Here is a 14,751-nt window from a genome sequence, read left to right as displayed (position 1 = left end):
TCCATCATCCGGGAGACCTCGACGCCTATCCCGCCAACCACGCGCTCAACCGACCACACTCTCGTTCACGAAGAGCCGCGTATGGTGACGGTCATGACGCGTTTTGTTGTCGTTCCCCAGTGGCAGGGTTCCGCATCCTCGCGGGCGATGCGTCTGATCGACGGGGCGCTCGCGATCGCGGGCGATCTGCCGCGGGCCGCAACGCACGTGCTCGAAGCGCCGAGCGAGGCCGGTGACGGGCTGGGGACGGGGGTGCGTCGCCTCAGCGCGCTCCGTCACACCGGAGAGCGCATCCGCGAGAGCGCAGCGCCCTCGCCCGACGCCCCCCACGACGCCATGGTGATGGTCGGAGGCGATTCGGGGGTCGCGACGGCCGCGGCGCTCGTCTGGGCCGAGGGCGTCCGCCGAGCCGGTCGCGCGCCGGGCGTGCTGTGGCTCTCCGCCCACCCGGCCCTGCGCGACGCCGAGAGTTCGGACTCGGGCGCCTTCTCGTCGATGGCGGCGCGCGCCCTCGTCGACGCGGCGGTGCCCGCCCCGATCGATCTTCCCCGGCTCGATCGCAAAGCTCTGACCCTCACCGCCGCGCGCTCCGCCGACGAGGCCGATCGCGCGACTGCCGAGAGGCTGGGCGTGACGCTGCTGGGCGACCTCGAGACCGACCCCCTCGTGGCGGCGGTGGCCGGGGCAGACGAGCTGTTCGTGCACGTCGCCCTCGATGTGCTCGACCCCTCCGCGATCGTCGGGGTCACCGACCCTTCCCCGTTCGGGCCCGACACACCGGCGCTCGTCGCGGCAGTCCGCGCGGTGCGTGCGCGGGTGCCCGTGACCGGCGGCGCCCTGACCGGATTCGCGCCGGCGACGCCCGAAGACGCCGTCGAGGACCTCGGCACCATCCTGCGGATCATCGGGGCCCTCACGTGAGTCCCGCGACACCGCCCCCGACCTGGCGCGAGCACGCGCAGCAGGCCGTGCGGCGCGGGCGCCGGCTGGACCGTCTCATCCCCCGCATCCTGCTCGATTCCCCGGTGAGTCTCGCCGGCTACGCGTACGGGACCGCCGTGGGATGGATCTGGGGCACGGTGTGGAGCACCGGACGCATCGAACGCCGCGCGGGCCTCTGGGTCTTCCGAGGGATGCCGCGCTGGTCCTTCGCGCGCGGCGGGGTCTGCGTCGGCGGCTGCTTTCTCACCGGCTCCGGCCCCATCCCGACCAGCCTGCTGCGGCATGAGGCGGTGCATCGCCGCCAGTGGCGTCGCTACGGCATCCTGATGCCGGTGCTCTACCTCCTGGCCGGGCGGGATCCGCTTCGCAACCGGTTCGAGATCGAGGCCGGCCTCGAAGACGGGCGCTACGTGCCGCGTGGTGCGTGAGGGCCGGCGACTGCGCACTCAGCGGGTCGGGGTCACCGTGCCGTGAGCAGCCCGAAGCGCGCGGGAGTGTGGATCGCGTCGCGGGCGACGGCGCGGCGTTCCGTCAGGTGGTCGACGATATCGGCGGTGCCGAGATACCCGCCCAGCAGGTGGATGCGGGTGTGATCCTCGTCCTCGCACAGCATCTCATCGGCCCAGGCGGTGACGGCCCGGGTGAGCGCCGATCCGCTGACGCAGCCACGACCCGAGCCCGGCTCGCCCGAACGGCGGGAGCGATCGAGCCAGGTGACGACCATGCGCGAGGGTGCCGTGACGGGGGCGATCCAGTCGGCGCCGGGAACCTCGATGAACACGCGCCCGGTCGAACAGATCGGCAGGGTCGCCAGCAGCACCTCGAGCTCGGCGAGCGAGTGCTCGTCGGCCGTGATCAGGTGCTGGACGCGGGTGTGCCTCGACGCGCGGCAGGCCGCCGGGCTGTGCGTGGTGTGATCGGACATGACCCCTCCACTATAACCGAAGGCAAGGCACACCTAACTCGATTCGCGCCGATTCGATCCGGCGCTGCTACGGGCGGTCGAGGAGAACACGGCGCAGCTCGACGAGCTCATCGTCGGTGAGGCCGTGGGCGCGCAGATAATCGACGGGTGACCCGAATCGCGCCGTGATTCCCGCGATCACGTCGCGCATGACCGGGGCGGGAGAGCGGGTCGCGAGCTCTTCTGCGTGGAGCGATTCCGGATGCACGGCGCGGATCCGCGCGAGCACGTCGCGGTTGCGCTGCGGCGAGAGCAGGGTCTCGGTGCGGGCGTAGTCCCCCACCACGGCCTCCGTGTCGACGCCGGCCGCCAGCAGGGTGAGAGCGACGGTGATGCCCGTGCGATCCTTGCCCGCCGTGCAGTGCACCAGCACCGGCTGGTCGGCGACGACCGCGCGCACGACGCCGACCACGCGGTCGGCCGAGTCATCGACGATCGACGCATAGAGCTCGGCGAGGGTGATGTCGCGCTCGAAGAACGACGCGACCGAGCCGAGGAACAACGGCATCCGGATCGTTTCGACATCGTCGATCCCCGCACTCGGGGCGAAGGCGACCTCTTCGTCGTCCCGCAGGTCGATGACCCGCCGCAGCCTCATGGTCTGCAGGGACGCACGCCCTTCCGGAGCCACCCTCGCCAGGTTGCCGGATCGGAAGAGGATGCCGCTGCGGGTGCGGGCCTGGCCCGCGGCGAGCCCGCCGACGTCGCGGAAGTTCGCGACGCCCGCGACGAGCGACTGCTCGCTCACGTCGTGCTCGAGGAGCGGGGGCGCACCGGGTACCGCCCGGCGATGGCGACGCGGTTGAAGGCGTTGATCGAGACGCTGAGCCAGCTGACGGCGGTGTACTCCCGCTCGGTGAGCACGGCACCCACCCGGTCGTAGACCTCGTCGGACACGCCTTCGCGGTGGATGAAGGTGAATGACTCGGCGAGCTCGAGGGCGGCTCGCTCGCGGTCGCCGAACACCTCCGATTCACGCCACACGGCGAGCTGACCGATCTCGTCGGCGTCGGAGCCGGCCGCGAGCGCACGCTCCACGTGCACCCGCACGCAGAAGGCGCAGCCGTTCAACTGCGACACGTGCAGCAGCAGCAGCTCCTTCAGCCGATCCTCGATGCCGTTGTCTCGGGCGATGCGCCCCACGGTGCGGGAGAATTCATCGAGCGCGCGGTACGCCTCGGGCTCCGCCCGCGAGAGGTGCACACGCCGGTCGGTCATGCGATCCACTCTAATCGCCGGGACGCAGCGGGGATGGACCGGGGCGAGGCCGCGCGGCGTCGTCCCGCGGGATTTCGCCCCCGGCGCGCGCCAGGCCAGAATGGGGCGAACCCTCACAGCGGAGGCCGCATGCCCGACACCGTCGACGAATTCTCCTTCCTCCCCGAGCAGGCGCGCGAGGCCGGCCTGGACGTGCCACTGCCTCCGGGCCGGCGGCGGGAGCTGCGGCTCGGCGATGGGCGCGCCCTGAGCGCCCTGCAGTGGGGCGACGGGCCCCCGCGCGTGACCCTCCTGCACGGAGTGGGTCTGAACGCGCACACCTGGGACACGACCGTCCTGGCGCTCGGCGTCCCGGCGTTGGCGATCGATCTGGCCGGGCACGGCGACTCGTCGTGGCGCGCCGACGCCGACTATGGCCCCGGCTCGCTCGCGCCCGACATAGAGACGGCACTCGCCACGTGGACGGATCGCCCGCAGGTGCTCGTCGGCCACTCCCTGGGCGGCCTCACCGCTGCCATCGTGGCCGCGCACGCCCCCGAGCTCATCGCACGACTCGCGCTCGTCGACATCACGCCCGGGATCGACCCGAGTGCCGGGCCCGCCGTGCTCCGCGAGTTCTTCGCCGGCCCGACTGACTTCGCCTCCCGTGCCGAGCTGGTCGACCGCGCCCAGGCCTTCGGAATGGGCGGCACCCGCGCCCAGACCGAGCGCGGCGTCTTCTTCAACACGCGCGTGCGCGCGGACGGCCGCGTGGAATGGAAGCACCACTTCGCCCGTCTTGCCGCTCAGCCGTCGGAGGGCGCCTCCGTCCTGGGCGACCGCGGCCCGCTCGCGCCGCACGGCTGGAGCGACCTCGCCGCGGTGCGCGCGCCGATCACCCTCGTGCGCGGCGAACACGGCTTCGTCAGCTCCGACGACGCCGCGACATTCGAGCGCCACCTGCCTGCGGCCGACGTCGTGGTTCTCGACGCGCCCCACAATGTGCAGGAGGTGGCGCCGGCAGCGCTCGCCGCGCTCATCCGCGACCGTCTGGACCGATGACGGGAAGCTCCGCCGAGCGTGTTGCGTTGTATGTGACGCGGCCGACGGCCGATCACGTCCGGCCGAATAGGCTGGAGCCGCACCACCCCGAGAAAGCGCCGCCCACCACACAGCAGTCGGATGCCGCGGCCCGGCGAAAGGACCCCACCATGCTCGCTCGCCCCGTACTCGCCGCAGCCGCGGGACTTGCGGCGACGGCGCTCGCGCTCACGGCGTGCACGGCCGATGACGAGGCCGCGCCGACGCCGACCGGCTCGCCCGACGCCGACGCATCCGTCGTCGTACGTCTCGTGCTCGAGCCCGAGAATCTCGACATCCGCGAGACCTCCGGCGCGGCCCTCGACCAGATCCTGGTCGACAACATCTATCAGGGCCTCGTGGGCCGCACGCCCGAGCAGGAGATCGTGCCGGTGCTCGCCAGCGACTACACGGTCTCGGACGACGCGCTCACCTACACCTTCACCCTGCGGGACGGCGTGAGCTTCCACGACGGGTCCGAGCTGACTGCCGAGGACGTGGTGTGGTCGCTGGAAAGCGCTCGGGACACGCCCGAGTTCGTGGATTCGGCGCGCCTGGCCAAGGTCGACTCGATCGAGGCCGACGGGCAGGACATCGTGTTGACGCTCGCCGAGCCCGACTCGCAGCTGCTGTGGTCGTTGAGCGGCCGCGCAGGACTGATCTTCAACGAGGGCGACGACATCGACCTCGCCACCGAGACGAACGGCACGGGCCCGTTCACGCTCGAGGACTGGCGGCAGGGCGACAGCATCTCGTTCGCCCGCTACGAGGACTACTGGGGCGAGCCCGCCGCGGCTGCGGAGGTGGTCTTCGACTACATTCCTGACACCGCCGCTGCGCTGAATGCGGCCCTGGCCGGCGAGGTCGACGTGCTCACCGGGTTCGACGCGACGCTGACCGATCAGGTCGAATCCGACGGTGAGTTCGCGGTCGTCACCGGCCCCTCCACCGACAAGGGCACCCTCGCGATGAACAGCACCGCGGAGCCGCTCGACGACATCCGCGTTCGCGAGGCGATCCGCCGCGCGATCGACCACGACGCCATCGTCGAAGCACTCGGGGCGGGGCAGACGCTGTACGGCCCGATCCCCGAGCTCGATCCCGGGCACGCGGACCTCTCGGACGTCGCGCCCTACGACCCCGAGGCGGCGCGTGAGCTGTTGGCCGAAGCCGGCGCCGAGGACATCGAGCTGACCCTCACGATGCCCTCCTTCTACCCGACCACGATCGCCCAGATCCTCGTCTCGCAGCTCGACGAGGTCGGCATCACCCTCGAGGTCGACTCCGTCGACTTCGCCACGTGGCTGCAGGACGTCTACACCAACCGCGACTACGACCTCAGCTTCGTGCTGCACACCGAAGCGCGGGACTTCGAGAACTGGGCGAATCCGGACTACTACTTCACCTACGACAACCCCGAGGTGCAGGAGCTGTACGCCGAATCCCTCGTGGCGACGAGCCCGGACGAGTCCGCGCAGCTTCTCGAAGAAGCGGCCCGCATCGTCTCGGAGGACATGGCGGCGGATTGGCTCTACAACGGCGCGTCGGTGCTCGCCGTCTCGACCGACGTCTCCGGGATGCCCTCGACCAACGTCAACGCGCGCCTGAACGTCGCGGAGCTGGGCAAGAGCTCGTAAGTGATCCGCTTCACGCTGATGCGGCTGGGCCTGCTCCTGTTCGGGCTCGCCGTCTCCAGCGTGTTGATCTTCGCGACCCTGCGGATCCTTCCGGGCGATGTCGCCCAGTTGATCGCCGGCACCCAGGGCACCCCCGAGCAGGCGGCCATCATCCGTGAACGGCTCGGGCTCGACCGCCCTCTCCCCCTGCAGTACGTCGATTGGATCGGCGGCGTCCTGCGCGGTGACCTGGGCACCTCCTTCGTCACCGGCATCCCCGTGGCCGACGAGCTCGTGCAGAAGGCGCAGGTGACGGTGCCGCTCGGCCTGCTGGCGCTCGTGATCGCGCTGGCGATCGCGCTGCCCTTCGGAGTGCTGTCGGCGATGCGGCGGGGCCGGGCCGATGGGACGGCCCTGAGCTTCGGGGCACAGACCCTCGCCGCGGTGCCTGTCGTGTGGGCCGGCATGATGCTCGTCATCGTCTTCGCCGTGTGGCTGGGCTGGCTGCCCGCGCAGGGGTTCCCCCGCGACGGCTGGAGCGATCCCGCCGCAGCCGTGCGCGCGCTGGTGCTGCCCGCGGCGACGATCGGCGTCGTCGAGGGCGCGCTGCTCATGCGGTTCGTGCGCAGCGCCACCCTGCAGGCGACCGGACAGGACTATGTGCGCACGGCCGCGGCGAAAGGCCTGACCCGCAACGGGGCGCTGCTGCGGCATGGTCTGCCGAACGTCGGCCTGTCGGTGGTCACGGTCCTCGGGGTGCAGATCGCCGGCATCATCGTCGGCTCCGTCGTGGTCGAGCAGCTGTTCTCACTGCCCGGCATCGGTCGGATGCTGGTGGAGGACGTCGGCGCGCGCGACTTCGAGAAGGTGCAGGGCGAGCTCCTCGTCCTGACCGGCTTCGTGCTCATCGTCGGCTTCGTCGTCGACCTGGTGCACCGCGGGATCGATCCGCGACAGCGGGAGGCGACGTGACCGCGCGGCCGCCCCGGCGGCGTCTGGCCTGGCTCGGCAGACTGTGGGCGACCTCGACCGGTCGCTTCGGTCTGATCGTGGTGGCCTCGATCGGACTGGTCGCGCTGGTCTCGCTGTTCTGGACGCCGTTCCCACCCGGGCAGATCGATATCGCCGCGCGCTGGTCGGGGCCCGGCTGGCCGCACCTGCTCGGCACCGACAACTCCGGTCGCGACATCCTCAGCCTGCTGATGGCCGGGGCTCGCACGACCGTGCTCGTGGCGGCGGGGTCGGGCGCGGTCGCCACGGTCGTCGGCGTGACCCTGGCGGCTCTCGGAGCCTTGACGGGTCGGTGGATGCGCGATGCCGTCGCCGTGGTCGTCGACATCCTGATCGCCTTCCCCGTGCTGCTGATCGCGATCATTATCTCGGCCGTGTGGGGCGGATCGCTCTGGGTCGTCGTCTGGTCGGTAGGGATCGGCTTCGGCGTCAACATCGCGCGCGTCACGCGACCGGAGCTGCGCCGCACGCTGCACAGCGACTTCGTGCTGGCCGGCCGCGCGGCGGGTCTGACCCCCGCGCAGAACCTGGCCCGCCACCTGCTGCCCAACGTCGCCCCCGTCTTCATCGTGCAGCTGTCGTGGTCGATGGCGGTGGCTGTGCTCGCCGAGGCGGGGCTTTCCTATCTGGGCTTCGGCGCCTCGGTGACGGAGCCGTCGTGGGGTCGCCTGCTGGCCGACCTGCAGAGCTACATCACGGTCTACCCCCTGTCGGTGGTGTGGCCGGGTCTCGTGATCACGATCACCGTGCTCGGCCTGAACCTGCTCGGCGATGCAGTGCGCGAGGCCACCGATCCGACGTTGCGCGACACGTCCTCACCCGGCCGGGCATCGGCCGGGAGCGCGCCGATCCCGGAGGTGACCGCATGAGCCTCGTCGTGCGCGACCTCACGATCGAGCTGGGCGGCCGGACGGTCGTCGACCGCATCTCGTTCGAGGTGCCGGACGGCGCACGCGTCGGGCTGATCGGCGAGTCGGGGTCCGGCAAGTCCCTCACGGCGCTCGGGCTCATGGGCCTCCTGCCGGACGGAGCCCGGGCGAAGGGCAGCATCCTCTGGCAGGGCCGCGAGCTGATCGGCATGCGCGACCGCGACCTGGCGACGCTGCGGGGCGACGACATCGGCATCGTCTTCCAGGAACCGCGCACCGCGCTGAATCCGCTGCGGACGGTCGGCAACCAGATCGTGGAATCGCTGCGCATCCACGAGCGCCTGTCGCGCTCCGCGGCGCGGCGTCGGGCAGTCGCGGAGGCGGCGCGGGTGAGCCTGCCCGACCCCGAGCGCATCGTGCGGCGGTATCCCCACCAGCTCTCGGGCGGGCAGCGTCAGCGGGTGGCGATCGCGATGGCGCTCGCCTGCCGGCCCCGACTCCTCATCGCGGATGAGCCGACGACGGCGCTCGATGTGACCATCCAGGCGGAGATCCTCCAGCTGCTGCATCGCCTCGTGCGCGACGAGGGCATGTCGCTGGTATTCATCACCCACGACCTGGCCGTGCTCTCGGGCATCGCCACCCACGGGATCGTTCTCGATCACGGACGGATCGCCGAGACCGCACCGGTGTCCCAGCTGCTCAGTGCGCCGCGCTCCCCCGTGACGCAGGCGCTGCTGCGCGACGCGACCGCCACCATCTGGCGATCGGCCGATCGCCGAGAGGCGGCGGGCTCATGAAGCGCGAGGCCCTCCTCGTCGGCCGGGGGCTCACCCGACGGCATCCGCTGCCCCGCCAGGGCGCGTTCGCGCGCCGCACGGAGACGACGGCGCTCGACGACGCCGACATCGACGTGCGTGTCGGCGAGGCGGTGGGCGTCATCGGCGAATCGGGCTCGGGAAAGTCGACGCTCGTGCGGCTCCTGCTCGGGCTCGACCGCGCGAGCGCGGGCACGGTCACGTTCGACGGGCGAGCGGTGGATGCCGCGGCATCCGCCCGCGCCCTGCACTGGCTGCGGCGCGCGACCGGCGTGGTCTTCCAGGACCCCTACTCCTCGCTCGATCCCCGCATGAGCGTCGGGCGCATCGTCGGCGAACCGCTGTGGGCGCTCGGCATCACCGGCGACCGTCGCGCGCGCGTGCGTGAGGTGCTCGGCCAGGTCGGTCTCGACGCCGCCATGGCGGAGCGCTTTCCGCACGAGTTCTCGGGCGGCCAGCGCCAGCGCATCGCGCTCGCGCGCGCCATCGTCCACCGCCCCCGCCTGCTGGTGGGCGACGAGCCGCTCTCGGCCCTCGATGTGACGGTGCGCGCGCAGATCCTGCAGGTGCTGCGTGACCTGCGCCGCGACGAGGGCATGGCCCTGCTGCTGGTCTCGCACGACATCGGCGTGGTGCAGAACCTCTGCGATCAGGTCGTCGTGATGAAGGACGGCCGGGTGGTCGAAGAGGGGCCTACGGAACGGGTGCTGCTCGAGCCGCAGGCGGCCTACACCCGGCGCCTGCTGGATTCGATCCCCGTGATCGAGCCGGGCGACGGATGAGCGCTCAGCGCCGTGAGAACAGGCCGCGCTTCTTCTTGGGGTGCAGCGACCGCTGCATGTAGACGGTGCCCAGCCACCGCCCGAACTTGAAGCCGACCCGCCCCATCCGGCCCACCTCGTGGAACCCGAGACGCTCGTGCAGCGCGATCGAACCGGCGGCCCCCTTGTCGGAGATCACGGCGACGAGCTCGCGGATCCCCTGGTCTTCGCAGGCCTCGATGAGCGCCTGGAGCAGGTCGCGCCCGAGGCCCTTGCCGGTTGATGCGTGCCCGAGATAGATCGAGCTCTCGACCGTGTACCGGTACCCCGTCTTGCCGGCCCACGGACCCACGTACGCGTAGCCGAGGATCTGACCCGACGGGCTCTCGGCCACCAGGAAGGGCAGCCCGAGCTTGCTCAGGTGCTCGAACTTCTCCCGCCACTGGCGGATGGTCCACTTCTTCTCGTCGAACGTCACGACGGAGTTGGTGACGTAGTAGTTGTAGATCTCGCGGATGTCGGGGATGTCGCGGGCCTCGGCCGGGCGGATGCTGTACGTGAACGGCCGCTCGGGCTCGGGCTGGGCGCGCAGATGCCGCGGGAGGCGCCGGCGACGCTCGTATTCCTCCTCAAGCATGCCGACCAGCCTACGCCGGGATCCGCCAGTCCACGGGGTCCTGGCCCTGCGCGACGAGCAGCTCGTCGACCCGTGAGAACGGCCGGGAGCCGAAGAACCCGCGCGAGGCCGAGAGCGGGGACGGATGCGCGGAGGCCACGACGGGCGTGTCGCCGAGCAGAGGACGCAGCCCGGCGGCATCCCGGCCCCACAGCACCGCGACGAGCGGGCGCCGACGCGCGACCAGCTGCCGGATCGCGTGCTCGGTCACCTTCTCCCAGCCCCATCCCCGGTGGGATGCCGGTGCGCCCGGCGCCACCGTGAGCACGCGGTTGAGCAGCATCACGCCCTGGTCCGACCACGCCGACAGATCGCCGTGCGGCGCGGGGGGCACACCGACGTCGTCGTGCAGTTCCCGGTAGATGTTCGTCAGGCTCCGCGGCAGCGGCCGCACGTGCTTGTCCACCGCGAACGAGAGCCCGATCGGGTGCCCGGGTGTCGGGTAGGGGTCTTGACCGACGATCAGCACCCGCACCTCGTCGAAGGGGCGGTCGAATGCGCGCAGGACGCGCCGCCCCTCGGGCAGGTAGCCGCGCCCCGCCGCCGTCTCGGCACGCAGGCGTTCGCCGAGGGCGGCGATGTGCGGGCCGACGGGCTCGAGCGCGCGCGCCCAGCCGACGTCGATCGTGCCGGCATCCGCCAACTCGGCCAGCGTCATGACCATGGCGTCAGGAGGCGTCCTCGTCGAGCACGGACCCCTGCGCCGACCACGGGAAGTCGATCCACCGTGCGGTGTCCTTCCACGCGTAGTCGGGCGTCGCGATCGTGCCGGGTTTGGTGTACACGGTCGCCGAGCGCACCTCCGCGCCCTGTTCGCGCAGCAGGCGCACCGCCAGGTCGAGCGTGCGTCCGCTGTCGGCCACGTCGTCGACGATCAGCACGCGGCGACCGCCGAGGTACGCCATGTCGAGTTCCGGAGGAAGCAGCTCCGGCGCGTCGAGCACCGTTCCGATCCCCGTGTAGAACTCCACGTTCAGGGCGCCGCAGTTCTTCACTCCCAGCCCGTACGCGATGGCGCCGGCGGGCAGCAGTCCCCCGCGCGCGATCGCGACGACGACCTCGGGCGCGAAGCCGTCCGCGACGATGTCGCGGGCGATTCGGCGACACGCATCGCCGAAGCCTTCCCACGTGAGCACCTCGCGTTCCACGGCCGTCGACCCGATGTCTGTCTGCGTCACGCTCATCGCGCCGCCTGCTCGCCGCGTACGCGCAGCGGTCCGCGCGCGAGCGCATGCTGCGCGGCCTGGGCCACGGGCCGCATCGTGACGAGATCCAGGTTCACGTGCGGCGGCGACGCGAGCGCGTAGGCGATCACATCGGCGACGTCTGCCGCCACGAGCGGCGCCTCGACCGCCTCGTACACCTGGGCGGCCGCGGTCTCGTCGCCCCGCAGCCGGTTGAGTGTGAACTCCTCGGTGTGGACCATGCCGGGCGCCACCTCCACCACGCGGATCGGCTCGCCGTTGAGCTCGAGGCGAAGCGCGTTCACGAGCATCGATTCCCCGGCCTTCGCGGCGTTGTACCCCGCCCCACCCGGATAAGCCACCTGCGCGGCGGTCGAGGTGACGAAGACGGTGTCGGCATGGCCGGAATCGGCCGCCGCCGCCCGCAGGTGCGGCAGGAGCGCGGCGAGAAGAAGCTGGGCCGAGAGCACATTGACCTCGAACATCCACGTCCAGTCGGCCGGGTCGCCGTTCTCGATGCGCTCGGTGCCGCGTGCGCCGCCGGCCACGTGGACGAGCGCGTGCACCGGCCCCGTCTCGGCCAGCCAGGCGGCCAGGGCGTCGACATCCGCCTCGCGCGTCAGATCGGCGGCGAAGACCGCGGCACCCGTCTGCGCCTCGAGGTCCGCGAGCCGGTCCGCGCGGCGCGCGACGCCGACGACGTCCCAGCCCGCCTCGCGCAACGAGCGCACGGTGGCCTCCCCGATGCCCGAGCTTGCACCCGTCACTACCGCTCGTCTGCTCTGCATGGCTCCACGGTACTCGGCTGCGGGGCGCGGGTGGCATCCCGGCGGCGATGGGCAGTGTTACGTAACATGACCCGGCCGTTGTCGGCCCGACGCGCCGTCCGTAGCCTCGCACCAGGCCCGGCGACCGTCGCGGCCGCGATCGACATGCAGGAGAGCGCAATGTCCGCACCCGAGAACTGGCGTTTCGAGACCCAGCAGGTCCACGCCGGCGCGCAGCCCGACCCCACGACGAAGGCGCGTGCCACCCCGATCTACCAGACGACGTCCTACGTCTTCGACAACACCGATCACGCCGCGAATCTGTTCTCGCTCGCCGAGTTCGGCAACATCTACACCCGCATCATGAACCCGACGCAGGACGTCGTCGAGCAGCGCCTCGCCGCCCTCGAAGGGGGCACCGGCGCCCTCCTCGTCGCGAGCGGCCAGGCCGCCGAGACCTTCGCGGTTCTCAACATCGCCCAGGCCGGCGACCACATCGTCTCGTCGAGCTCGATCTACGGCGGCACGTACAACCTGTTCAAGTACACGCTCGCCAAGCTCGGGATCGAGACGACGTTCGTCGAGAACCAGGACGACGCGGACGAGTGGGCCGCCGCGGTGCGCCCGAACACCAAGCTGTTCTTCGCCGAGACGGTGGGCAACCCGCAGATCAACATCCTCGACATCCGCCGCGTCGCCGACATCGCGCACGCCGGCGGCGTGCCGCTCATCGTCGACAACACGATCGCGACCCCGTACCTGATCAAGCCGCTGGAGCACGGCGCCGACATCGTCATCCACTCGGCGACGAAGTTCCTCGGCGGGCACGGCACCGTGATCGTCGACGGGGGAAAGTTCGCCTGGTCGCAGAACGTCGAGAAGTTCCCGGGGCTGACGGAACCGGACCCGTCGTACCACGGCGCCAGCTACACGACGGCGGTCGGCGACGCGCTCGCCTACGTCATCAAGGCCCGCGTGCAGCTGCTGCGCGACCTCGGCTCGTCCATCTCTCCGCAGAGCGCCTGGCTGCTGATCCAGGGCATCGAGACGCTCTCGCTGCGCATGGAGCGCCACGTGCAGAACGCCCAGGAGATCGCCGAGTGGCTCGAGGGTCACGACGATGTCGCGTCGGTGAACTACTCCGGGCTGCCGACGTCGCCCTGGTACGCCGCCGCGAACACCTATGCCCCGAAGGGCGTCGGCGCCGTGCTCTCGTTCGAGCTCAAGGGCGGTGTGCAGGCGGGGCGCGAGTTCGTCAACTCGCTGCAGCTGTTCTCTCACCTCGCCAACATCGGCGATGTGCGCTCGCTCGTCATCCACCCCGCGTCGACGACGCACTCGCAGCTGACCCCCGAGCAGCAGCTCACGTCGGGCGTGACGCCCGGACTCGTGCGCCTGTCGGTCGGTATCGAGAACGTCGAGGACCTCAAGGCGGACCTCGAGCAGGCGCTCGCCGCCGCCCGCAACGTCAACGAGGCCGCCCGCGCCTGACCCCGGCCCACGCCGCGACCGATCGCCCCCACCCCTCACGGTGCGGGGCGATCGTCGTGTGACGGGGCAACCGTTCCCCGTGCGGAAGAATGAACGCATGGATTGGCAGAGCTCCGCGGACACGACACCGGCGTCACCCGTGACGGAGGCCGATGCGCGGATGCTCCTCGGCCGCCCGCCCGCGACCGGGGCATGGCGGGACGGCGACCCGGTCGGCGACCGGCGCTTCGCCGCGCTCGGCACCTTCGTGACCGAGAACTCGGCCGAGCTGCCGGGGGCGCGCCTGGCCTACGAGAGCTGGGGGGAGCTCTCCCCCGCCCGCGACAACGCGGTGCTCATCCTGCACGCGCTCACCGGCGACAGTCACGTGCGTGGCGAGGCCGGCCCCGGGCATCCGAACGCCGGCTGGTGGTCCGACATCGTCGGACCCGGCGCCGCCATCGACACCGACCGCCTGTTCGTCGTCGCCCCGAACATGCTCGGGGGATGCCAGGGATCCACCGGACCGGCGACGATCGCGGCGGACGGCTACGAATGGGCCACCCGCTTTCCCTACCTGACGGTTCGGGACCAGGTGCGGGCTCAGGCGCACCTGGCCGACCTGCTGGGGATCGAGCGGTGGGCAGCCGTCATCGGCGGCTCGATGGGAGGAATGCACGCCCTCGAGTGGGCCGTCGGCCTGCCCGACCGCGTCGAGCGCGCGGCCATCATCGCCGCGCCACCACTGACCACCGCCGACCAGATCGCCCTCAACTCCGTGCAGCTCGAGGCCATCGCCGTCGACCCGCGCTTTCAGCACGGCCAGTACTACGACAGCGCCGACGGCGACGGCCCGCACCGCGGGCTCGCGCTCGCGCGGCGCATGGCGCTGCTGAACTATCGCAGCCCCACCGAGCTGAACCAGCGCTTCCAGCGCTCGTGGCAGTCGGGCGTGAGCCCGCTCGGGCGCGGCGGCCGATTCGCCGTGGTGTCGTACCTCGACTTCCACGGCAACCGCTTCACCCGGCGTTTCGACGCGAACAGCTACGTCACGCTCGTCGAGGCGATGAACTCCCACGATGTCGGCCGCGATCGCGGCGGCGTCGAAGAGGCGCTCTCACGCGTCACGGCGCGCACCCTCGTGCTCGGCATCGACAGCGACCGGCTCTTTCCCGTGGACGGCCAGCATCGCATCGCGCGCAGCATCCCGCACACCATCGGCGGTGACGAGGCGACCGTGATCACGAGCGACTTCGGGCACGACGGATTCCTCATCGAGACACCCGTCGTCGCGGCGCACCTGCGCGAGCTGCTCGAGGCCTAGTAGTACTTGGTTAGGTGGGTCCGGCGCGTTGGCAGTAGGGGCAGCAGCTGAGGAGGCGGGTGACCGCGGTTT

Annotated in this window: 17 protein-coding genes; 10 read left to right on the top strand and 7 right to left on the bottom strand. The window is 71.3% G+C overall.

Annotated features, from left to right (window positions below):
• Window positions 1-93 precede the first annotated feature (93 nt).
• A complete protein-coding gene (locus M4I32_RS14910; RefSeq protein WP_319035272.1) occupies window positions 94-921 on the top strand; it encodes an arginase family protein in 828 nt (275 codons plus the stop codon).
• On the top strand, window positions 918-1,370 hold the full coding sequence (locus M4I32_RS14905) for a Fe-S oxidoreductase (protein ID WP_319035271.1): 453 nt from the start codon (window positions 918-920) through the stop codon (window positions 1,368-1,370). Before M4I32_RS14910 ends, M4I32_RS14905 begins: the two co-directional genes overlap by 4 nt.
• 32 nt (window positions 1,371-1,402) lie before the next feature.
• Here M4I32_RS14905 and M4I32_RS14900 read toward each other — a convergent pair whose 3' ends face one another.
• The 3 genes from M4I32_RS14900 to M4I32_RS14890 all read right to left on the bottom strand — a co-directional run bounded on the left by M4I32_RS14900 (window position 1,403) and on the right by M4I32_RS14890 (window position 3,124).
• Entirely contained in the window at window positions 1,403-1,867 is a 465-nt protein-coding gene (locus M4I32_RS14900) for an SIP domain-containing protein (protein WP_319035270.1), read from the bottom strand.
• Window positions 1,868-1,934: 67 nt separating this feature from the next.
• On the bottom strand, window positions 1,935-2,654 hold the full coding sequence (locus M4I32_RS14895) for a tyrosine-protein phosphatase (protein WP_319035269.1): 720 nt from the start codon (window positions 2,652-2,654) through the stop codon (window positions 1,935-1,937).
• A complete protein-coding gene (locus M4I32_RS14890; RefSeq protein WP_319035268.1) occupies window positions 2,651-3,124 on the bottom strand; it encodes a carboxymuconolactone decarboxylase family protein in 474 nt (157 codons plus the stop codon). Before M4I32_RS14890 ends, M4I32_RS14895 begins: the two co-directional genes overlap by 4 nt.
• A 129-nt stretch (window positions 3,125-3,253) precedes the next feature.
• Between M4I32_RS14890 and M4I32_RS14885 the strand changes: the two genes are divergently transcribed.
• From M4I32_RS14885 to M4I32_RS14860, 6 genes are all read left to right on the top strand, one after another.
• Complete coding sequence (locus M4I32_RS14885) at window positions 3,254-4,165, top strand: alpha/beta hydrolase (protein ID WP_319035267.1); 912 nt, start codon at window positions 3,254-3,256, stop codon at window positions 4,163-4,165.
• 149 nt (window positions 4,166-4,314) lie between these two features.
• Window positions 4,315-5,820 (top strand): ABC transporter substrate-binding protein, encoded by a 1,506-nt coding sequence (locus M4I32_RS14880; RefSeq protein ID WP_319035266.1) that lies wholly within the window; start codon window positions 4,315-4,317, stop codon window positions 5,818-5,820.
• Window positions 5,821-6,771 (top strand): ABC transporter permease, encoded by a 951-nt coding sequence (locus tag M4I32_RS14875; RefSeq protein WP_319035265.1) that lies wholly within the window; start codon window positions 5,821-5,823, stop codon window positions 6,769-6,771. It begins immediately after the preceding gene.
• Window positions 6,768-7,679: an ABC transporter permease gene (locus tag M4I32_RS14870; protein ID WP_319035264.1), complete on the top strand. Its 912-nt coding sequence runs from the start codon at window positions 6,768-6,770 to the stop codon at window positions 7,677-7,679. Before M4I32_RS14875 ends, M4I32_RS14870 begins: the two co-directional genes overlap by 4 nt.
• On the top strand, window positions 7,676-8,479 hold the full coding sequence (locus M4I32_RS14865) for an ABC transporter ATP-binding protein (RefSeq protein WP_319035263.1): 804 nt from the start codon (window positions 7,676-7,678) through the stop codon (window positions 8,477-8,479). Before M4I32_RS14870 ends, M4I32_RS14865 begins: the two co-directional genes overlap by 4 nt.
• Window positions 8,476-9,279, top strand: a complete 804-nt coding sequence (locus M4I32_RS14860; RefSeq protein ID WP_319035262.1) for an ABC transporter ATP-binding protein — start codon at window positions 8,476-8,478, stop codon at window positions 9,277-9,279. The genes M4I32_RS14865 and M4I32_RS14860 overlap by 4 nt, the downstream gene beginning before the upstream one ends.
• 4 nt (window positions 9,280-9,283) lie before the next feature.
• On the opposite strand, the gene M4I32_RS14855 is transcribed toward M4I32_RS14860, so the two are convergent.
• From M4I32_RS14855 to M4I32_RS14840, 4 genes are read right to left on the bottom strand one after another with little or no spacing between them, the layout of a single operon-like run.
• Entirely contained in the window at window positions 9,284-9,895 is a 612-nt protein-coding gene (locus tag M4I32_RS14855; protein ID WP_319035261.1) for a GNAT family N-acetyltransferase, read from the bottom strand.
• A gap of 10 nt (window positions 9,896-9,905) precedes the next feature.
• Window positions 9,906-10,598 (bottom strand): uracil-DNA glycosylase, encoded by a 693-nt coding sequence (locus tag M4I32_RS14850; RefSeq protein ID WP_319035260.1) that lies wholly within the window; start codon window positions 10,596-10,598, stop codon window positions 9,906-9,908.
• Window positions 10,599-10,602: 4 nt separating this feature from the next.
• On the bottom strand, window positions 10,603-11,118 hold the full coding sequence (locus M4I32_RS14845; RefSeq protein WP_319035259.1) for a phosphoribosyltransferase: 516 nt from the start codon (window positions 11,116-11,118) through the stop codon (window positions 10,603-10,605).
• Window positions 11,115-11,906, bottom strand: a complete 792-nt coding sequence (locus M4I32_RS14840) for an SDR family oxidoreductase (RefSeq protein ID WP_319035258.1) — start codon at window positions 11,904-11,906, stop codon at window positions 11,115-11,117. Before M4I32_RS14840 ends, M4I32_RS14845 begins: the two co-directional genes overlap by 4 nt.
• 159 nt (window positions 11,907-12,065) lie before the next feature.
• Here M4I32_RS14840 and M4I32_RS14835 point away from each other — a divergent pair, with 159 nt between their 5' ends.
• Together M4I32_RS14835 and metX are read left to right on the top strand one after the other, a co-directional pair.
• Entirely contained in the window at window positions 12,066-13,376 is a 1,311-nt protein-coding gene (locus M4I32_RS14835; RefSeq protein WP_413466839.1) for a bifunctional o-acetylhomoserine/o-acetylserine sulfhydrylase, read from the top strand.
• Between the two features lie 97 nt (window positions 13,377-13,473).
• A complete protein-coding gene (gene metX, locus M4I32_RS14830) occupies window positions 13,474-14,679 on the top strand; it encodes a homoserine O-acetyltransferase MetX (protein WP_319035257.1) in 1,206 nt (401 codons plus the stop codon).
• Window positions 14,680-14,751: the final 72 nt, after the last annotated feature.

This window comes from Microbacterium sp. LRZ72 (assembly GCF_033792225.1).
Classification (GTDB): Bacteria; Actinomycetota; Actinomycetes; order Actinomycetales; family Microbacteriaceae; genus Microbacterium.
The sequence above is the reverse complement of the archived record's forward strand: the minus strand, read 5'-3'. Positions and strand labels throughout refer to the sequence as shown.